Below are 17,810 nucleotides of genomic sequence, written 5' to 3'. Positions count from 1 at the left end.
TGCCAGGTTCTCCCCCTCACCCTCCCCCTCTCCCTCAAGGGAGAGGGAACCGATCGAGCACATTGTTATGCCGGACGCCGGTTTTCTCCCTCTCCCTGTGGGAGAGGGCCGGGGTAAGGGCATCAGGTTAACACTATGAATTACCACCAGTACTACCCCGTCGACATCGTCAACGGCCCCGGCACCCGCTGCACCCTGTTTGTTTCTGGCTGTGTTCACGAATGCCCCGGCTGCTACAACAAAAGCACCTGGCGCTTAAATTCAGGCATGCCGTTTACTGCAGAGATGGAAGACCGGATCATCAACGACCTGAACGACACGCGCATTCGCCGCCAGGGGATTTCACTCTCCGGTGGCGACCCGCTTCACCCGCAAAACGTGCCGGAGATCCTGAAGCTGGTAAAACGTATTCGCAGAGAGTGTGCAGGAAAGGACATCTGGGTCTGGACAGGCTACAGGCTGGATGAGCTGAATGCGCAGCAGATGGAAGTAGTGGATCTGATTAACGTGCTGGTCGACGGCAAGTTTGTGCAGGATTTAAAAGACCCGGCGCTTATCTGGCGCGGCAGCAGTAACCAGGTTGTGCATCATTTGCGTTAAACGCTATAGCCGTTTATCTGCATCATGATAAACGGCTGATTTCTCTCGTTTGCCTATGGCAACAACAAACACCATCACAACCTCATCCCGCACCTGATAGACCAAACGGTAGCCGGATGATTTAAGCTTAATTTTGTAGCAATCATGCAGCCCATGTAAACGGGCGGATTCGATCCTGGGATCCACCAGTACATCGACCAATTTCTTCTTAAATTGGGTTTTCACGGTATCGCCCAGTTTATGCCACTCCTTTAGCGCTCCAGGGTCGAATTCCAACTCATAAGTCATCCAGACTAACCTTAATTCCTTTTTGTGGATTAGCCAGTCGCTCCCGGACTGTCTGAATCAATGCGTCTTCACCGTCGCTAATGGTCACCGTTTTCACCGGCATACGCCCCGTCTCTGCGACGTACTGAAACAGTAATCTTACAGCTTCGGTTGGGGTGATATTGAGTTTTTCCAGCACTGCATAAGCCTCATTTTTAAGTTTGTCGTCCAGACGGACGTTCAGCGTGGCCATTATGCCTCCAGTAATGACAAAGATGTAATGCAGTTTAGCATTACATTCGCATTACATCGAATTCTGGATAACGCCTCTCAAAACCGGCTCAAACTCTCCATCGCCACGGTCTTAAACTCCGCAAAATCCCCGCAACCGCACAGCCGTGACATGGCGCGTTCGCGCAGGAATGTCACGAAGATGTCGTAAATCGCCATCGCCTCTTCGTATTCGCTTTTACTGATGGCAAGCAGGAAGATGACGTGCGCAGTTTCATCGCCCCACGGAATACCCTGCGGAGCCAGCACGGTGTAAACCACCGTTTTCTGCGCCAGTAACCCGAGGGAGTGCGGCAGCGCGATACCATCACCGAGCATGGTGCTGACGATGGCTTCGCGCTCGACGACGGAGCCCAGGAATTCCGCGCCGACAAAACCTTCGTCTTCAAGCTGCTCACACAGCTCACGGAACAGCGTTTGCTGGTCAATGGGTTTATCAATAATGCGGAAATGGGCCGCGTCGAAGTATTTGTCCAGCATCCACGGACGGGTTCTGTCCACCAGCACCAGCTTGCCGATCTGCTCCAGCTGGTAGTCCGTCGGGAACGGGGCGATCATCACCACCGGCTTGGACTTTTCGCTCACGCGGGCGGTGGCGATAACAAAGTCTTCGCTGATCGACCCGGCCTGCTCGTACTCGCGCAGCGTAAGGGTACGCGTCACCTCAATTTGCGGATATTTACGCTGCAGCACCGCCTCAATCATTCGCACCATCGCGTTACCAGCATCGCACACCAGCAGCACGCGCGGCTGACGCTGGTAACCAATATTGTAGTGACGCTCAAGACCAACCCCGATATGCAGCACCAGGAAGCCAATTTCGTTTTCACTGATCACATACGGCGTGTATTTGCCCCAGCTCGACACCGCCGCCAGCGTCATATCCCACGCCATCGGGTAGTGCTGTTTGATGTTATCCAGCAGCGGATTGGGGATCATGATTTGATACCGCACGCGGGTGATCATGGTTTTAATATGTGTCAGCAAATCCGCATGCAGCTGCTCGTCGCTGAGCAGATTGTAGTTATAGTGGGTGTTGATGTAGCGCAGGATGTAATTAACCAGCGCTTCGTCGTCATCGGCATTGATGGCGCTGGGGGCGATGTCCTGGATCTGTCGCGACGCAATGTGTACGCACAGCCAGTTCTCTTCTGAAGGCGAAAGCGCCTTACCTGCCAGCTGCTGGATGGTCACCGCGATATCCTTCGCCGCTTCACGTACATTCTCTTCCACACCTTCCGCATGGAATTCCGGCAGCGGGTAGCCTTCACTGATGCGACGCACCGACACCGCACAGTACAAGCGCAGGAACAGTTCACCTTCGTCGGTCAGGCGGATATGGTGGCGGGTGAGCGCGTCATGCAGCACGCTCACCATCTGCTCAGGTACACCTGCGTTGAGTGCAACTTCCGTCACCAGTGGGTTCAGGCTGTCCTGCTGCGCCAGCTCCCAGAGGAGATCGGTCAGACAGGCGCGGGTTGCCATCTCGCTACCAAACAGCTTCATGCCGTGGCGTGGGCGGGTTTCCAGCGTCAGGTGGTAGCGATGGAACCACTCGCGCACTTCCGCCATGTCGCTTTGCAGCGTGGCGCGGCTGACAAACCACTCGTCAGCCAGATCTTCCAGCTTGAGGGAAAACGCCGAGGTGAGAAAACGCACCACCAGATAGTGCACACGCTCCGGCCCCGTCCGGGGAATGCGCAACGCGCGCGGGTGAGACTCCTGGAGCTGCTGGTAGCGCTCTGCATCGTCAATTTTGAGCTGGTAGCCATTGCCACGGCTCAAAATAAACTGTGCGCCGTGGCTCGCCAGCAGCGCGTTCAGGGCGGTGATATCAGCGCGGACGGTTCGCGTGGAGACCGACAGACGCTGCGCCAGCTCGTCCTGCGGCAGCGTCTCGTTTTGCAACAGATCGAAAAGTTGCGCTAAACGTTGGTTCGGGAATCGCACGTCGTTGTCCTCTTACTACTTAGGGTGAAATAACCATCTGGGATGGGCTGCCGACCGGGGTATAACCCGGCTCGAAGCTCAGTTTTCCATCCTGCGCCACGCGGAAACGGGTAATGTTGTCGCTGCGCTGGTTCATGACATACAGCCAGCGCCCCTGCTTATCGAGCGTCAGGGTTCGCGGATAATCGCCCCGCGTCCAGACATCGTCCTGATGCCGCAACGTGCCATCCTCTTTTACGGTAAAGTGCCCGATGCTGTTATGCAAACGGTTAGCCACATACAGCTGCCTGCCGTCGGCACTTAATGCCAGCCCGGCGGCAAAACTGGTGCCTTTATAACCTTCCGGCAGCGCGGAGAAGGTTTTGCCTTCTTTCAGCCTGCCGCTGGCATCCAGCGTATAGTGCGTCAGCGTGGAGGCCTCTTCGTTAATCAGCCACAGGGCATCACCTTTCGGTGTAAAGACGAAGTGACGAGGCCCGGCTCCTTTTGAAGAGGCACGGATAAACGGCGGATCGTTGGGGGTCAGCTTCCCGCTTCGATCGTCAAAGCGGTACTGGTAAATACGATCCAGCCCCAGATCGGTGGAAAAAACGTATTTCCCGCGCGGATCGGCGGCGATCATATGTGCGTGCGGGCCGTTATGATCGCTGATGGCAAAACTCCCTTCCACCGCCGCCTCCGGTTTCGCCGCACCCGGCTCGCCCTGATCCTGATGTTTATCCGTGGCATCACCCAGGCTGCCGTCGGTTTTGATCGGCAGAACCGCAATCGAACCGCTGACATAATTCGCCACCAGCAGATGTTGCCCGTTCGGCGTCAGGGAGAGATAAACCGGCCCCGCACCACCGGACGCCACCTGATTGAGCTCACTCAACTCCCCGTTATCCCCCACGCGCAGCGCCTGCACCACCCCCTGCTCCACTTCGCTGGCCACATACAACGTTTTACCGTTGTGCGAGACAGTGAGCTGCGCGGCGTTCGGCAGCTTGCTCACCAGCGTTTTGCTGCCGAGCGCGCCAGTTTGCGGGTCGACGGTAAAGCGGTACAGCCCTTCACCATTGGGATTGTAGGTACCGACCCAGGCGTACTGCGTCTGGGCGACAGCAGCAGTAGCCAGTAAAGAGAGTGAAGCGACAAGCAGATTACGGGTGTGCATGGTGGCTCCTTCAGGTGTGTGCGGTTTGTTCCCCTCACCCCAGCCCTCTCCCAAAGGGAGAGGGGGGGAAATGTTCCCTCTCCCTTTGGGAGAGGGTTAGGGTGAGGGTTCAGGTTTTACTTCACCAGCTTCTTCGTCATGTCCAGCAGCGTACGCACATCTTCCGGACGCGTATCGCCGCTGGCTTTGTCGATAATCGAACTGTAGATATGCGGGATGATTTTGCTCACACCCGCGTCCAGCGCGATCTGCAGGATCTCCTCAAAGTTTTCCAGATCGATACCACCGGTCGGCTCCAGCCAGAAATCGTGACGGGCGCAGGCTTCCGCCACCGCGTTGTACTCGTCACGACATTTCAGGCCGCCCATCGGGAAGTATTTGATGGAGCTGCCACCAAAATCTTTCAGCAGGGCAATCGCAGTTTCCACAGGAACGATGCCGTCCGGTGCCGTACTGCTCAGCGGGCCAGTGGAGATTTTCACCATGCCAACGGTACCGGTCGGGGAGACCAGGCCGTTCACCACGGAGTCGTTCTGCCCCAGCAACGCACGGCTGGTTGCCACACCGGTGAAGACCTGGTTCACGTGCTGCGGTTGTACCTGACGGGAGATTTCACTCACCATCGCAGACTGGTTCGGATCACCTGCGCCCAGGCCCACGGACAGCGCATTATCAATCAGCGCCGCGTATTCGCGCATATCGGCCACAGCGCTTGCCACGTCCGGGTAATTTTTGGAGAGCACACCCACCAGCACATGGCCTTCCGCCGCCTCGTAAATGGCGCTGGCGTTGGCTCTGGAGCCTGCCAGTACGTTCAGACAGACGCGGTCACGGTAAAAATTAGGGGTCAGCTTCATGCGTTTTTCTCCTGTCCTAATACTTCGCGAATGCGGCGGAACACAATGTTCAGCTGTTCAGCATTCACGCTGCGCACATCCGCTTCGATAATCCCTTCGTTGGCCTTGTAGCCACGGAAATAAATGGCGTATTCGCCCTGCTTCAGCGCATTCACCAGGTCACCTGTCCCCATGCCGGTGGTCGCTTCATCAAACGCAATCTCGGTGCGCGCAATGTCACGACCAGCGCTGTCCCAGACCACGCGTGCCGTTACGCCATTCAGGGTGTTGAGCGCGTCGACAAACGGCGTCATCTTCGCCACCATCTCTGCGGCACTCTCTTTGGTCGCCGTCAGATAATGCTCAATGGCGCAGGTCAGGCCAAGAATGCCCTCTTTACCCACCTTCATGGCGCGGCCAATGCCTGCCGTCTGGCGCTTCACCCATTCAACGTACTGGGCTTTACCGATCACCAGCCCGCTGGTTGGCCCTTCAATGGCTTTCGCACCGCTGTAGATAACGAGATCTGCACCGGAGCGGTAGTAAACATGCAGATCTTCTTCTGCCGCCGCATCAACGATCAGCGGCAGACCATGTTTACGCGCCACCACGGCTGCCTGCTCCACGCTGAGCATGCTTTTCTGCACGCAGTGGTGAGACTTGATATAGAGGATCGCCGCCGTACGTGGGGAGATCGCCGCCGCCAGCTGCTCGGCAGAACATTCGTTGGCATAACCCGCCTCCACCAGCTTGCCCCCCCCCAGCGCCACCATTGTGCCCACCGGTGCGCCAAAGTTGACGTTGTGACCTTTCGGCAGCACGATTTCGTTGTTCTCAGGTGGGGTGACGTGCAGGTTTTCCAGCAGCCAGTCGCTGTCTTTCACCAGCACTGCGGCCACGGACTGCGCAATACCCGCCGAGGCACAAGAGACCACCGTCGCCCCTTCCACATCCAGCAGCTTCGCAATGTATTCCCCGGTTTTATTGACCAGATCCTTCATTTCAAAATACTGATTCATACCGTCCATCGCCGCCTGCACCACTTCCGGGCGCGGCGTGGAAACCCCCAGCGCCGTCATACGGCCAGAGGTGTTAATGACTTGCTTTAAGTGGTACTTCTCATAAATCGAAGGCATGTTCCGTGCTCCCTTGTTCGGTCATGTAGCCCTTGCCCGCGCGGATCGCAGCAAGCGGCACCAGAATGTGTTCAGCCTGCAGGCTGTCGTTTTCGGCATCCGTCAGCACCGTCGGCTGACGTTTAATGGTGAACAGCGTCAGGTCGGCGTCGAGCCCAGGCTGGATGCGGCCCTTGCGCGTCAGGCGCAGGCCATCAGCCGCATTTGCCGTCACGCACTCAACCACCTGCGGCAGTGACATACCGATGGCGAGGAATTTCGACATCACGCTCGCAAGTGAGCCTACCGGGCCGTGAAGACGGTTGCGGCAGTAGATATCCGAGCTGATGGTGTGCGGCAGAATGCCCATCGCGATGGCGCGTTTTGCCACCTCAAAGCTGAAGCTCGCCGTACCGTGGCCGACGTCCAGACGCACGCCGCGTTTCAAGGCGGAAGTGATGGATGCACGCAGTTCGCCGGATGGGGTGAGAATGCGGTTTGGCTTGCCGTTGTAGCAGTGGGTGATGATGTCGCCAGAGCTGAGCAGTTCAGCGATTTCGTCGAGGTTTGGCGGGTTATTACCAATGTGTACCATCAGCGGCAGGTCGCCGTTCTCTTTCTGGATAGCTTTCGCACGTTCCAGTGGCGTAATGCCATTCTCACCGACCACGCTGCTGCTCATGCGCGCTTTCAGGCCAACGATAAAATCAGGGTAACGTTTAACCGCCTGTTTCACCGCATCGGCGTCGATGTTAGCCAGATTAGCCAGCTCGTTCTGCGCAATCAGTCCAACGCGGGAGATATTCAGCAGAGTGTAAACCTCGGTTGTCGCTTTGCGGGTGATGGCGTAAAAATCGTCCACGTCATCCGCCCCGGTACTGCCCGCATCCACCACGGTGGTGACGCCAGTGGCAATGCCCACGCTGTCTGGTTCGTCGTGGTAAATGGGGGAATTCGGGTAGCAGTGTACGTGGGAATCAATCCAGCCCGCGCTAACGTATACGTCACCGTTGAGCGCCACCGTTTGATGGGCGGGTGCGTCAATGTCGCCCAGCGCCGCGATTTTTCCGTCCTGAATGGCGATATCAGTCAGGGTATCGTCAGTAAGACGCGCACGGCGCAGGAGTAAATCAAACATAGTGCTCTCCTGATAAGGCGGGCGCGCTGCGCCCGCGGGTGTTAAAGGGCGACCGGGAACAGCCAGCCTAAAATCATCGCACCGAGGATCGCACCACCGGTGATCGGCTTCTGCCAGAGATAGAACAGCAGTGCGCCTGCAAGCGACCCGATACCAATCGGAATGGATGCAGTCATGGCGCTCAGGATAATCAACGGCCCGAGGAAGCGCCCGGAAGCGTTACCTGCCCCCATCATCACGTCAGCACCGTAGGTCGAGTTACTCTGATTGATGGTGAACTTACGCGCCAGAATGATGACGTAACCAATCGCCAGACCAATCACCAGGCCGGTGATCAGGGCGGCAATAAAGTTGGTCACCGGGAACATGATGCCCGCTCCCAGCAGCAATGCAGGAACGCCGAGGCCAACGCCAGTCTGGATAGCCCCGCCGATATCTAAAATCCCCACCAGCGAGCCTTCGATGATACGGGCGAACAGGAAGCTGGCACCAAAGGCCGCTACCGCGCCGTAAACACCGGTATCAATCCCTGCTTTCAGCATCGCCACAAAAGCCACTTCGTTAAACGCGCCAATGCCGTAGAGGTAGTACATGTGCGTCCCGGCGAAGACGCCGGAGGAGAGCAGGCCAACGAAGATCGGGAACGACCAGTCGGCATACCAAAAACCTTTATTCTGTTCCATGTAGAGGCTCCTGTTATTTACCGCTGAGCGAGTTGTGGATCATGTCGAGCCAGTTCGGCACGGTCAGATGGAAGGATTCGATCATCTTCATATCGAAGCCACGGAAGAAGCCGCTCAGGACGAACAGCGCCACGATGGCCACCATCATCACTTTGGTGACGTGGTTCCAGCCGCTCTCTTCCACGCCTTTACCGATCAGAATACCCAGCACCAGACCCGGTACGGCGTTACCCATGATCAGCTGCGCCGCACCGCCAAACACGGTGGCCCAGAAGCCGGATTTTTTGCCTGCATCGATGGCCGCCAGCCAGAAGATAACCGGCATGACGGTGTTCACCAGCAGGTTAGCTGCCGGTACCAGCACCTTAACGGCCGTCACCTGAAGTGCAGCTGGAACGGAGGAGGCGGTAAGGTTAAGGAAGGTCACGACGATCATGCCGATCACGCCGCAGGCAATCGCCATCTTGCGGGGATCGTGGAGTGTTTCGCCGACGTTACGGTTTTTGAGCATTAGCGCCGCTGCGCCCCAGTTCGGGATAATGCGGTGGTCAACGTCCTGAGTGAATGCACCTGCGGCCACGGAAGAAGCCCAGGCGTTAAAGAAGAAGCCTAACCCAAAAGAGAAGTGAGAAGCCGGGTCCCCTTCACAGGAGTTCAGTTCCCCCAACGTACGAAACGCGCCCATACCCTGAGTGGTAGGCGCATGAAACATGCGTGCAGCCCCGGCCCCCACACCGACGCCAACCAGGCCGCCAATGATGAGCGATTTTATTAATATAATTAAGAACATCAGTCTGCCCTTTTATGAAGAATCAGCGTTGCGTGACGAAATCCACCCGATCAAGATTGATGGCAGTCACGTTGACGGTCACATCCAGCTCCACGCTGTAGGTGCGTCTTTCCCGGCGCAAAAAGAAGAACAGGAAGGCTTCTTTACGCACCGCTTCTTGCGCCTGAACAACCTGCACATCCTGTGGCTCAATACGCAGTAAGATATGCGGTGAGGCTTGCATCACCGCGGCCTGAACGTGGTTGAGCGCATCGGCAAAGGCACGCGCCTTGGCATCGCCTTTGCCCTTCACTCTCACGGTGGTCGTGAACTGTTCTTTCATGCTTATGCGCCGTGCTTCTTCTGCCACGCCTGTACCAGACGCTCGCCCAGCTCTTCTTTATCCATAAAGCCGAAGCCCAGCACGTTGCAGCCTTCGTTGATGGCGGTTACGCCCTCTTCCACAGAACGCATGCCGTATTTGGCTTTGTAGCCATATTTGGTTTGCGCAGTAATGGCACCCGCGCCACCGCTGCCGCAGAAGGAGATGCCGAAGGTGGCGTTTTCCGCTTTCATCACGTCACCCAGTTTCATATCTGCCGCCACCCCCGGCACGACAACCGCACGTCCACCTGCCTTTTCCACGCCGGCGGCCACTTTCTGACCTTTACCCAGGCGATCGCCAATCACGACTGTAATCTGTTCCATGTGTTGCTCCTTAAAGGTTGTCTTTCGCGACTTCAAAGTGAACGGAGAGCAGCCAGGCCTCTTCATCAGGAAGGTTGCCAAACTGCGCCACCACTTCGCGGGCAAGTCGCATTGAATCGGGTGAAATCTCGTCGAACAGCTCTGCTTCTACTTCCGGCAGCGGCTCGCCGGTCACAGACCGGTGCGCCATCGCGCGAACGTGTGAGGTCAGCATCTGTTCCTGTACTGCATTAGGGATGATGTTGTGCCGGGCCAGCAGGGTATAGACCTGCTGCAGCATGGTGTTAGCGAGCTGTTCTGTTTGCACCGCCTGATCCCCAACGTCGTTCATTACCGCTCCGTTAATCACTCGTCTTACCCCGTTAATGGCTCTGGAATAAAACTAACGATGACGACGAAGGGTTTGTAGCGAGTTGTTTTCCACTTCGAAGTGGAAAGGAAAGCAGCAGCAGTGATCTGTGCCACATAAATACGCTGAATTTGAATAAATCAATGCATTTACGTGATGAATATCACTCAATCTGGCGGCACAAAAGGGATGAGTAAAGCAGAAAAGATTACGAGCAGACTCGTAGAAATGTGACGTGGATAAGGTTTTCTTATGGGGATTCGCTAGAGTGGCGACGGGTGCTTGAGACTGACCGTCTCAGGCATGGGACGGAAAGTGGAAAGCCCCGCCTGATAGAAAATCAGGGCCGGGGCTCGAAACGACACGCACAACCGTGGAGTTCGCTACCTCGCCCGCTTTAAAGCAAGGAGGCATCCATGAAACGCCAGTCCCTGATTATCCGGGGTTTGATGATTATTGCTTTGACAATAATCATTTTAACGCTGGTGACGAGGAAAACACTGTGCGAGATCCGTTTTCGAAACGGCTCGTTTGAAGTGACAGCGCGGATGGATTGTCGCTCCGGAAAGTAGGGAGCAAGCATGCGGGGGCGCGTAATGCACCTCCGCACACGGAGAAAGGGCGTACAGCTCAGGCACCCAATTAACGATACTTTTTGTGATACGTATTGCGTGTGGTCACAAACTGATCGGCTGCTGCACGAGCTTCTTTCACTTTGCCTTCATTCGCGAGCTTCAGCGCACCGTCGATCTGGCCCACCAGCACGTCAAAGCCGTGGAGATAGTCCTTCATCTCGGCGCTGTCAGCCGCTTTGTTTTCCAGCTTAGGTGGCGTGGATTTTTTCGAGTCTAATGCCGCCTCACGCATTTTGGTCAACGCGTCTTTCATTTCTGCTGCATTGTCCGTTTTCTGAACGATCTTCAGGTTTTCACTGAGAATACCCATGTTGCTTTCAAGATCGGCAGCAAACGCAGAAGAGCCAAGAACCAGCGTTGAAGCCGCGACGATCGCTAACAGGTGTTTACGCATTGCTCACTTCCTTTTTTATTATTAACGATAAGCGTAATACCCTAAATAATTCGAGTTGCAGGAACGCGTGCAGCCAACGCACCTGCAGTTTGAAGTATGACGGGTATTATTGACCGGCAATTTTCATTTCCGGCAGAAGAACTGAACCACACTGTATATTGCTACGTGTTTCAATATCGTTACCGACAGTAACAATATTGCGCCACATATCTTTCAGGTTGCCGGCAATAGTGATTTCACTCACCGGATACTGGATTTCACCGTTTTCAACCCAGAAGCCCGCCGCACCACGAGAGTAATCCCCGGTCATGCCGCTCACGCCCTGGCCCATCAGCTCCGTCACCACCAGGCCGGTCCCCATCTCTTTCAGCATCTGCTCAAAGTTCAGACCTTGCCCGGCAATACGCCAGTTATGAATGCCACCCGCGTGACCCGTGCTTTTCAGCCCCAGCTTACGTGCAGAATAGTTGGTCAGCAACCACTGGGTCAGAATACCGTCTTTGATGATATCGCGGCGTTCTGTGCGCACGCCTTCGCTGTCGAATGGCGTAGAAGCCAGACCTTTAAGCAAATGCGGATGCTCTTCGATAGTCAGCCATTCCGGCAGGATCTGTTTACCCAGCGAATCAAGCAGGAACGTCGATTTACGGTAAACCGAGCCACCGGCAATCGCCCCGACCAGATGGCCAAACAGGCCAGTCGCCACTTCATTGGCAAAAATAACCGGGGCTTTCATGGTAGAGAGCTTACGCGGTGACAGGCGAGAAAGTGTGCGCTGCGCACACTCAGCACCGACCCACTCCGGAGACTGCAAATCCTCCAGCGCACGGCCAATGGTATAGGCGTAGTCACGCTCCATATCGCCATTTTCTTCGGCAATCACACAGCTGGACAGCGAATGACGGGTCGAGCAGTAACCCTGCAACATCCCGTGGCTGTTGCCGAATACTTTGATGCCGTAGTGGCTGTTGAAACTGCCGCCTTCGGTATTGGTGATGCGTTTATCAGCCTGCAGGGAGGCCTGCTCGGCACGCGCAGCCAGTTCGATCGCTTCGTCCGGGGTGACTTCCGCCGGATGGAAAAGATCGAGATCCGGGGCATCAAACGCCAGCAGCTCTTTGTCGGCAACACCTGCGTAAGGATCGGGGGACGTATAACGCGCGATATCCAGCGCAGCCTGCACCGTACGGGCAATGGCATCCGGGCTGAGATCGGTCGATGATGCACTGCCTTTGCGATTCTGGTGATACACCGTGATCCCCAGAGCACCATCGCTGTTGAATTCTACATTCTCCACTTCGCCATAGCGGGTACTCACGCTAATGCCAGTGGTTTTGCTGACCGCCACTTCCGCGCCATCTGATTTACCTGAAGCGAGCGTCAGCGCGGTGGAGACGGCTTCTTCCAGAAGCTTACGCTGCGCTTCAACTTGTGAGGTTACTTTCATCGCAAATGCCATACTGTAAGAGAGAGTTAACTGAAGTCTAACAGAGAACCGTTTTTCAGTGCGCGTCTTAACTGGTAACATTAGCCTCTTTTTTTAAGGAGCCTGACATGACTAAGCAGCCCGAAGACTGGCTCGACGACGTTCCCGGTGATGACATCGAAGACGAAGATGATGAGATCATCTGGGTCAGTAAAAGTGAAATTAAACGCGACGCCGAAGAGTTAAAACAGCTTGGCGCAGAAATGGTAGAACTGGGTAAAAACGCGCTGGATAAGCTCCCGCTCGACCAGGATCTACGTGATGCCATTGAACTGGCACAGAAAATCAAAAAAGAAGGCCGCCGCCGCCAGCTTCAGCTTATCGGTAAAATGCTGCGTCAGCGTGACGTCGACCCGATTCGCCAGGCGCTGGACAAGCTGAAAAACCGCCACAACCAGCAGGTTGCGCTGTTCCATAAACTGGAGCAGATCCGCGATCGTCTGATTGAACAAGGTGATGACGCTGTGCCAGAAGTCTTAAATCTGTGGCCAGACGCCGACCGCCAGCAGCTGCGTTCTTTGATCCGCAACGCGAAGAAAGAGAAAGAAGGGAATAAGCCGCCGAAATCTGCGCGCCTGATTTTCCAGTATCTTCGCGAGCTGTCTGAGAACGAAGAGTAACATTCGAACCGCCTGTTCCCCTCACCCTGACCCCCTCCCCAAAGGGGCGAGGGGAATTGAACAGCCTCTCCCCTTTGGGGAGAGGCTGTGGTGAGGGGATTACTCGACCACTTCCGCTTTCTTCGCCAGACCGTCCAGCAGTTTCTGATGGATCCCACCAAAACCGCCGTTGCTCATCACCAGAATGTGATCGCCAGGCTGTGCAGATTTCACCACCATATCCGCAAGCGTATCAACGTCCGCACTCCAGTGCGCAGGCTGTACGCAGGCATCGGCAACTTCCGCCACCTGCCACGGAATATGCTGCGGCTGCAGCAGGAAGACTTCATCGGCACGCCCTAAGGATGGTGCGAGATCGTCTTTGCAGATGCCCATCTTCATGGTGTTAGAGCGAGGTTCCAGTATCGCCAGAATGCGCGCCGTGCCCCCCACTTTGCCGCGCAGGGCAGCAAGCGTCGCCAGAATGGCCGTTGGATGATGTGCGAAATCGTCATACACCGTGACACCGTTGGCTTCGCCACGCAGCTCCAGACGACGGCGGGCGTTCACAAATGAACCCAGTGCATTGGCCGCATCCGCAGGCTGAACGCCCACATGACGTGCCGCAGCAATCGCCATCAGACCGTTGTGCATGTTGTGCTCGCCCACCAGGCCCCACTTCACCTCACCCACTTTTTCGCCGTCGAGCAGCACTTCCCACTCAGAGGCATCCACGTTGAGTTTTTTCGCCTGCCAGTGGCCCTGATCGCCCACCAGCTCCTGCTCGCTCCAGCAACCCATCGCCATCGTCTGCTTCAGGTTGATGTCGTTCTCCGGCAGGATAATACGGCCCTGACCCGGAACAATGCGCACCAGATGGTGGAACTGCTTCTGAATCGCTTTCAGGTCGTCAAAAATATCCGCGTGATCAAACTCAAGGTTGTTGAGGATCAGCGTACGTGGGCAGTAATGTACGAATTTAGAACGTTTATCGAAGAACGCACAGTCGTACTCATCGGCTTCGATCACAAAGAATGGGCTGTCACCCAGACGTGCGGAGACGTCGAAATTACCCGGTACACCACCAATCACGAAGCCAGGCTTGTAACCACAGGCCTCAAGGATCCAGGTTGCCATCCCGGCGGTGGTGGTTTTACCGTGAGTACCGGCAACAGCGATCACCCAGCGGTCGCGCAGCACAAAATCATGCAGCCACTGCGGGCCAGACATAAATGGAATATTGCGTTCCAGCACCGCTTCAACACACGGATTACCACGGGTCATGGCGTTACCAATGATCACCAGATCCGGCTGCGGCTCCAGTTGGCTGACATCGTAGCCCTGAATAAGGGAGATGCCCTGCTTCTCCAGAAGCGTGCTCATCGGCGGATACACATTGGCGTCCGAACCTGTCACTTCATGGCCCAGCGAGCGCGCCAGCATTGCCAGTCCGCCCATAAAAGTGCCACAAATCCCCAATATATGAATGCGCATACGTCACTATCCTTCTTCAATGTGGCGCACATTTTACTCACATGTCAGCGCCTGTGAAACGCATTTCAGGTAAATCCGTATGCTGCTGGCGCGATTCACCTCTGCGCTAACATTTGAATGTTTGTTAAGATTGTTGGGCTTTAGTCGTTTTAGTGAACATACAATCGCTCTACTCACATAAGATGCAGGGAAAGTGTTATGAAAACGTTAGGTGAATTTATTGTCGAAAAGCAGCACGAGTTCTCTCATGCTACCGGTGAACTCACTGCTTTGCTGTCGGCAATAAAGCTGGGCGCTAAGATCATCCACCGTGATATCAACAAGGCCGGTCTGGTCGATATCCTGGGTGCCAGCGGTGCCGAGAACGTTCAGGGCGAGGTTCAACAGAAACTCGACCTGTTCGCAAATGAAAAACTGAAAGCTGCACTGCGCGCACGCGACATCGTTGCGGGTATCGCCTCTGAAGAAGAAGATGAAATTGTTGTTTTCGAAGGGTGCGAACACGCGAAATACGTCGTTCTGATGGATCCGCTGGACGGCTCCTCCAATATCGACGTTAACGTTTCTGTCGGTACCATTTTCTCCATCTACCGCCGCGTCACGCCTGTTGGCACGCCGGTGACCGAAGAAGATTTCCTGCAACCTGGCAGTCATCAGGTTGCTGCCGGTTACGTCGTATATGGTTCGTCCACCATGCTGGTGTACACCACCGGGTGTGGCGTTCACGCCTTTACTTACGATCCGTCGCTGGGCGTGTTCTGCCTGAGTCAGGAACGTATGCGCTTCCCGGAGAAGGGCAACACCTACTCCATCAACGAAGGTAACTACATCAGATTCCCGAACGGCGTGAAGAAATACATCAAATTCTGCCAGGAAGAGGATAAAGCAACCCAACGCCCGTATACCTCTCGCTACATTGGCTCGCTGGTAGCGGACTTCCACCGTAACCTGCTGAAAGGCGGCATCTACCTCTACCCAAGCACCGCCAGCCACCCTGACGGGAAACTGCGTCTGCTGTACGAATGCAACCCGATGGCGTTCCTGGCCGAGCAGGCCGGCGGTAAGGCGAGCGACGGTAAAGAGCGTATTCTGGATATCGTGCCAAAAAGCCTGCACCAGCGCCGTTCGTTCTTCGTCGGTAACAACCATATGGTTGAAGATGTTGAACGTTTTATCCGGGAATTCCCGGACGCGTAATACCCTTAGCAAAGGGAGCCTGGCTGGCTCCCTTTCTCATTTATATATTTTACCGTATAAGTGTTTATAAAAAATACGCTTTAATATTCACCACTGCTCCTGCATTATTTCCATAACAGTTTGACAGATATTTCGTGGAGCATAACTTGTGATGAAAAACTATTCTCGAGCCAATACCGGTATTGATTTAAATCTTATCCCCGTATTTATTGAAGTGGTCCGCTGCGGCAGCATGGCAAAAGCCTCAGTGCGTCTGGAAATGTCCCGCCCGGCGGTAAGCCTGGCATTAAAACGCTTTAGCCAACTCTTTGACGAACCATTATTTTTCCGCAAAGGTTTATATCTGGAACCAACCGAAAAAGCGTTAGCCTTAACCAGCTCGCTGGAAATATTAGTGGGTGATATTCACGATAATCTCGGGGCGATAAATTCAGCGACAAATAAAACCCTGGCACACAATGCACCAGGGCTGGATATTATTATGCAACAGCCTGAGCCGTCAGTTTGAATGATGACATGGCTTCCATCAGCTCACGCGACTGCTCTTCCAGCGAGCGTGTCGCGGCAGAAGATTGTTGCACCAGCGCCGCGTTTTGCTGCGCGGTTTCGTCCATCTGATTCACCGCGATATTCACCTGCTCAATACCGCGACTCTGTTCCTGAGACGCGGTAGCAATTTCGCGCATCAGTTTGGTCATGCGCAGGACTTCAGTCGCGATTTCGTCCATCGTTTCACCGGCCTGCTGCGCCAGCTCGCTGCCCTCGTTAACGTGGGTTTGCGAATCACTGATAAGTGAACGGATCTCTTTTGCCGCATCGGCACTGCGGCTGGCCAGGTTACGCACCTCACCTGCCACAACGGCGAATCCACGTCCTTGTTCACCTGCGCGTGCGGCTTCAACAGAGGCGTTCAGCGCCAGGATATTGGTCTGGAATGCGATACCGTCGATGACGCTCAGGATGTCGGCGATGCGCGCCGAGCTGCCAGAGATATCCCGCATTTTCTCGATCACATAGCAGACCATTTCGCTGCCGTGATCGGCAGTGTCGGACACCGACTTCGCCAGCTGGTGTGCCTGTTCGGCGTTATCGGCATTAAGTTTCACCGTCGCGGTGATCTCTTCCATGCTGGCCGCCGTCTGCTCCAGCGACGTCGCGGTGGATTCGGTGCGCTGGGCAAGGTTCATATTCCCCGCCGTTAGCTCACGGCTGCCGGTATCAATTTGTGAACTGGCATCGCGCACCCGCATAACCGAGCCCATTAGCGACTGACGCATCTCTTCGATGGCCGCGTTCAGACGGTTAAATTCCTGGCTCGCAGGTGCATTCAGCGTATGGGTTAAGTCCCCCGCTGCAACATGTTCAAGCTGCGCAATGGAGGCAGAGAGCGGCTTCAGCAACATATTGCGCAGCACCAGCCAGGCCAGCACAATAATCCCGGCCGTCAGCAGCGCCGCCACGACAATCAGGATCAGCACCCGGTTTTTACTCGATTGCACCGCGCTCACTTCCGCTTTTCCGCGCGCTTCGCTCCATGTCTGGAACGCCTGCATATCGTTATCAAACTGCTTCGCTACCGGGATCAGCCTGTTCTCCAGCAGATCGTAGTAGCTGTCTGCATTCTGGTCGTTCAGGGCTTTCAGCATCGGGTTGATCCCTTGCTGGTTATACGCCGCGAGACTCGCCGCGACCTTATCCAGCAACTGCTGTCCTTGTTTGTCCGCCACACCATCGTCGATCACGCTTTTCAGCGTTTTTTGCGCCTGGATGACTTCCTGATTGATGGTTTTCACCGACTTCGCCGCATCGTCCAGCATGCCGATTTCCATCATGCGGACGGCCTGGCTTGCTTCATTGCGCGCACGCAGGATCAGCGTATAGCCAGAATTAAGCTGCACCATCTGTTCACCCTGAAGGTGGTTGATGCGCTGGAGTGAAGACGAACTCTGTGTGAGGGCATAAATACCAATGCCGCTGACAATCAGCAGCAGAAGGGTCATAACGGCCAGTAACGAAAGCAAGCCGGTACGAATCGATAGCGTTTTCAGCATGATATTATTTCCGGTAGCGAGATATTTCTGGGCATAAAAAAAGATTATCGGCCGCTACCGGAAAATGTTTAGACTTTAAGCAAATTCAGCGT

Annotated in this window: 21 protein-coding genes; 5 read left to right on the top strand and 16 right to left on the bottom strand. The window is 55.3% G+C overall.

Translation table 11 applies throughout. From position 1 onward, the window contains the following. Nucleotides 1-135 precede the first annotated feature (135 nt). On the top strand, nt 136-600 hold the full coding sequence (nrdG, locus tag ACJ9N4_RS13015; protein ID WP_395122485.1) for an anaerobic ribonucleoside-triphosphate reductase-activating protein: 465 nt from the start codon (nt 136-138) through the stop codon (nt 598-600). Nucleotides 601-603: 3 nt separating this feature from the next. Here the strand turns inward: nrdG and ACJ9N4_RS13010 are convergent, their stop codons facing one another. From ACJ9N4_RS13010 to ACJ9N4_RS12955, 12 genes are all read right to left on the bottom strand, one after another. After that, entirely contained in the window at nt 604-888 is a 285-nt protein-coding gene (locus ACJ9N4_RS13010; protein WP_182919309.1) for a type II toxin-antitoxin system RelE family toxin, read from the bottom strand. Then, a complete protein-coding gene (locus ACJ9N4_RS13005) occupies nt 878-1,120 on the bottom strand; it encodes a type II toxin-antitoxin system RelB/DinJ family antitoxin (RefSeq protein WP_182919308.1) in 243 nt (80 codons plus the stop codon). Before ACJ9N4_RS13005 ends, ACJ9N4_RS13010 begins: the two co-directional genes overlap by 11 nt. Nucleotides 1,121-1,197: 77 nt before the next feature. Further along, nucleotides 1,198-3,108 carry a BglG family transcription antiterminator gene (locus ACJ9N4_RS13000; protein WP_395122483.1) on the bottom strand — a complete coding sequence of 637 codons (1,911 nt, stop codon included), beginning with the start codon at nt 3,106-3,108 and terminating at the stop codon, nt 1,198-1,200. Between the two features lie 19 nt (nt 3,109-3,127). Then, nucleotides 3,128-4,264: a lactonase family protein gene (locus ACJ9N4_RS12995; protein WP_395122481.1), complete on the bottom strand. Its 1,137-nt coding sequence runs from the start codon at nt 4,262-4,264 to the stop codon at nt 3,128-3,130. A gap of 116 nt (nt 4,265-4,380) precedes the next feature. Next, nucleotides 4,381-5,121: a 2-dehydro-3-deoxy-phosphogluconate aldolase gene (dagF, locus tag ACJ9N4_RS12990; RefSeq protein ID WP_182919306.1), complete on the bottom strand. Its 741-nt coding sequence runs from the start codon at nt 5,119-5,121 to the stop codon at nt 4,381-4,383. After that, nucleotides 5,118-6,236, bottom strand: coding sequence for a DgaE family pyridoxal phosphate-dependent ammonia lyase (locus ACJ9N4_RS12985; protein ID WP_411500534.1), 1,119 nt, complete (start codon nt 6,234-6,236; stop codon nt 5,118-5,120). Before ACJ9N4_RS12985 ends, dagF begins: the two co-directional genes overlap by 4 nt. After that, the gene (locus ACJ9N4_RS12980) at nt 6,220-7,353 is read right to left on the bottom strand and encodes an amidohydrolase/deacetylase family metallohydrolase (RefSeq protein ID WP_395122479.1); all 1,134 of its coding nucleotides are present in this window, start codon (nt 7,351-7,353) and stop codon (nt 6,220-6,222) included. Before ACJ9N4_RS12980 ends, ACJ9N4_RS12985 begins: the two co-directional genes overlap by 17 nt. A gap of 41 nt (nt 7,354-7,394) precedes the next feature. Next, entirely contained in the window at nt 7,395-8,036 is a 642-nt protein-coding gene (locus tag ACJ9N4_RS12975; RefSeq protein WP_182273539.1) for a DUF4310 family protein, read from the bottom strand. Between the two features lie 13 nt (nt 8,037-8,049). Further along, nucleotides 8,050-8,826 (bottom strand): DUF4311 domain-containing protein, encoded by a 777-nt coding sequence (locus ACJ9N4_RS12970; RefSeq protein ID WP_182273538.1) that lies wholly within the window; start codon nt 8,824-8,826, stop codon nt 8,050-8,052. Nucleotides 8,827-8,848: 22 nt separating this feature from the next. Then, nucleotides 8,849-9,148 (bottom strand): DUF4312 family protein, encoded by a 300-nt coding sequence (locus tag ACJ9N4_RS12965; protein WP_182919304.1) that lies wholly within the window; start codon nt 9,146-9,148, stop codon nt 8,849-8,851. 2 nt (nt 9,149-9,150) lie between these two features. Beyond that, a complete protein-coding gene (locus tag ACJ9N4_RS12960; protein WP_002437459.1) occupies nt 9,151-9,513 on the bottom strand; it encodes an SFCGS family glycine-rich protein in 363 nt (120 codons plus the stop codon). 10 nt (nt 9,514-9,523) lie between these two features. Continuing rightward, nucleotides 9,524-9,862 carry a glycine dehydrogenase gene (locus ACJ9N4_RS12955; RefSeq protein ID WP_182273536.1) on the bottom strand — a complete coding sequence of 113 codons (339 nt, stop codon included), beginning with the start codon at nt 9,860-9,862 and terminating at the stop codon, nt 9,524-9,526. Nucleotides 9,863-10,278: 416 nt separating this feature from the next. On the opposite strand from ACJ9N4_RS12955, the gene ACJ9N4_RS12950 reads away from it, so the two are divergent. Then, nucleotides 10,279-10,434 carry a Hok/Gef family protein gene (locus ACJ9N4_RS12950; protein ID WP_182273535.1) on the top strand — a complete coding sequence of 52 codons (156 nt, stop codon included), beginning with the start codon at nt 10,279-10,281 and terminating at the stop codon, nt 10,432-10,434. Nucleotides 10,435-10,504: 70 nt separating this feature from the next. On the opposite strand, the gene cybC is transcribed toward ACJ9N4_RS12950, so the two are convergent. Both cybC and pmbA read right to left on the bottom strand, forming a co-directional pair. Further along, nucleotides 10,505-10,891, bottom strand: coding sequence for a cytochrome b562 (gene cybC / locus ACJ9N4_RS12945; protein ID WP_182273534.1), 387 nt, complete (start codon nt 10,889-10,891; stop codon nt 10,505-10,507). A 106-nt stretch (nt 10,892-10,997) separates the two neighbouring features. Beyond that, nucleotides 10,998-12,350, bottom strand: a complete 1,353-nt coding sequence (gene pmbA / locus ACJ9N4_RS12940) for a metalloprotease PmbA (protein WP_182274613.1) — start codon at nt 12,348-12,350, stop codon at nt 10,998-11,000. 95 nt (nt 12,351-12,445) lie between these two features. Here pmbA and yjgA point away from each other — a divergent pair, with 95 nt between their 5' ends. Continuing rightward, nucleotides 12,446-12,997 (top strand): ribosome biogenesis factor YjgA, encoded by a 552-nt coding sequence (gene yjgA, locus ACJ9N4_RS12935; RefSeq protein ID WP_182273533.1) that lies wholly within the window; start codon nt 12,446-12,448, stop codon nt 12,995-12,997. A 99-nt stretch (nt 12,998-13,096) separates the two neighbouring features. On the opposite strand, the gene mpl is transcribed toward yjgA, so the two are convergent. Then, entirely contained in the window at nt 13,097-14,470 is a 1,374-nt protein-coding gene (gene mpl / locus ACJ9N4_RS12930; protein WP_182919303.1) for a UDP-N-acetylmuramate:L-alanyl-gamma-D-glutamyl-meso-diaminopimelate ligase, read from the bottom strand. A gap of 198 nt (nt 14,471-14,668) precedes the next feature. Between mpl and fbp the strand changes: the two genes are divergently transcribed. Together fbp and ACJ9N4_RS12920 are read left to right on the top strand one after the other, a co-directional pair. Further along, nucleotides 14,669-15,667: a class 1 fructose-bisphosphatase gene (gene fbp, locus ACJ9N4_RS12925; RefSeq protein WP_182273531.1), complete on the top strand. Its 999-nt coding sequence runs from the start codon at nt 14,669-14,671 to the stop codon at nt 15,665-15,667. A 151-nt stretch (nt 15,668-15,818) separates the two neighbouring features. Next, nucleotides 15,819-16,175 carry a LysR family transcriptional regulator gene (locus tag ACJ9N4_RS12920; protein WP_182274612.1) on the top strand — a complete coding sequence of 119 codons (357 nt, stop codon included), beginning with the start codon at nt 15,819-15,821 and terminating at the stop codon, nt 16,173-16,175. Here ACJ9N4_RS12920 and ACJ9N4_RS12915 read toward each other — a convergent pair. Continuing rightward, nucleotides 16,147-17,718 carry a methyl-accepting chemotaxis protein gene (locus tag ACJ9N4_RS12915; RefSeq protein ID WP_182273530.1) on the bottom strand — a complete coding sequence of 524 codons (1,572 nt, stop codon included), beginning with the start codon at nt 17,716-17,718 and terminating at the stop codon, nt 16,147-16,149. The genes ACJ9N4_RS12920 and ACJ9N4_RS12915 overlap by 29 nt on opposite strands. Between the last annotated feature and the right edge of the window lie 92 nt (nt 17,719-17,810).

It is taken from the genome of Enterobacter sp. LM3, from assembly GCF_046622475.1.
Classification (GTDB): Bacteria; Pseudomonadota; Gammaproteobacteria; order Enterobacterales; family Enterobacteriaceae; genus Enterobacter; species Enterobacter cloacae_P.
Note: the sequence above shows the minus strand (reverse complement) of the source record. Positions and strands in the feature narration are given on the sequence as shown.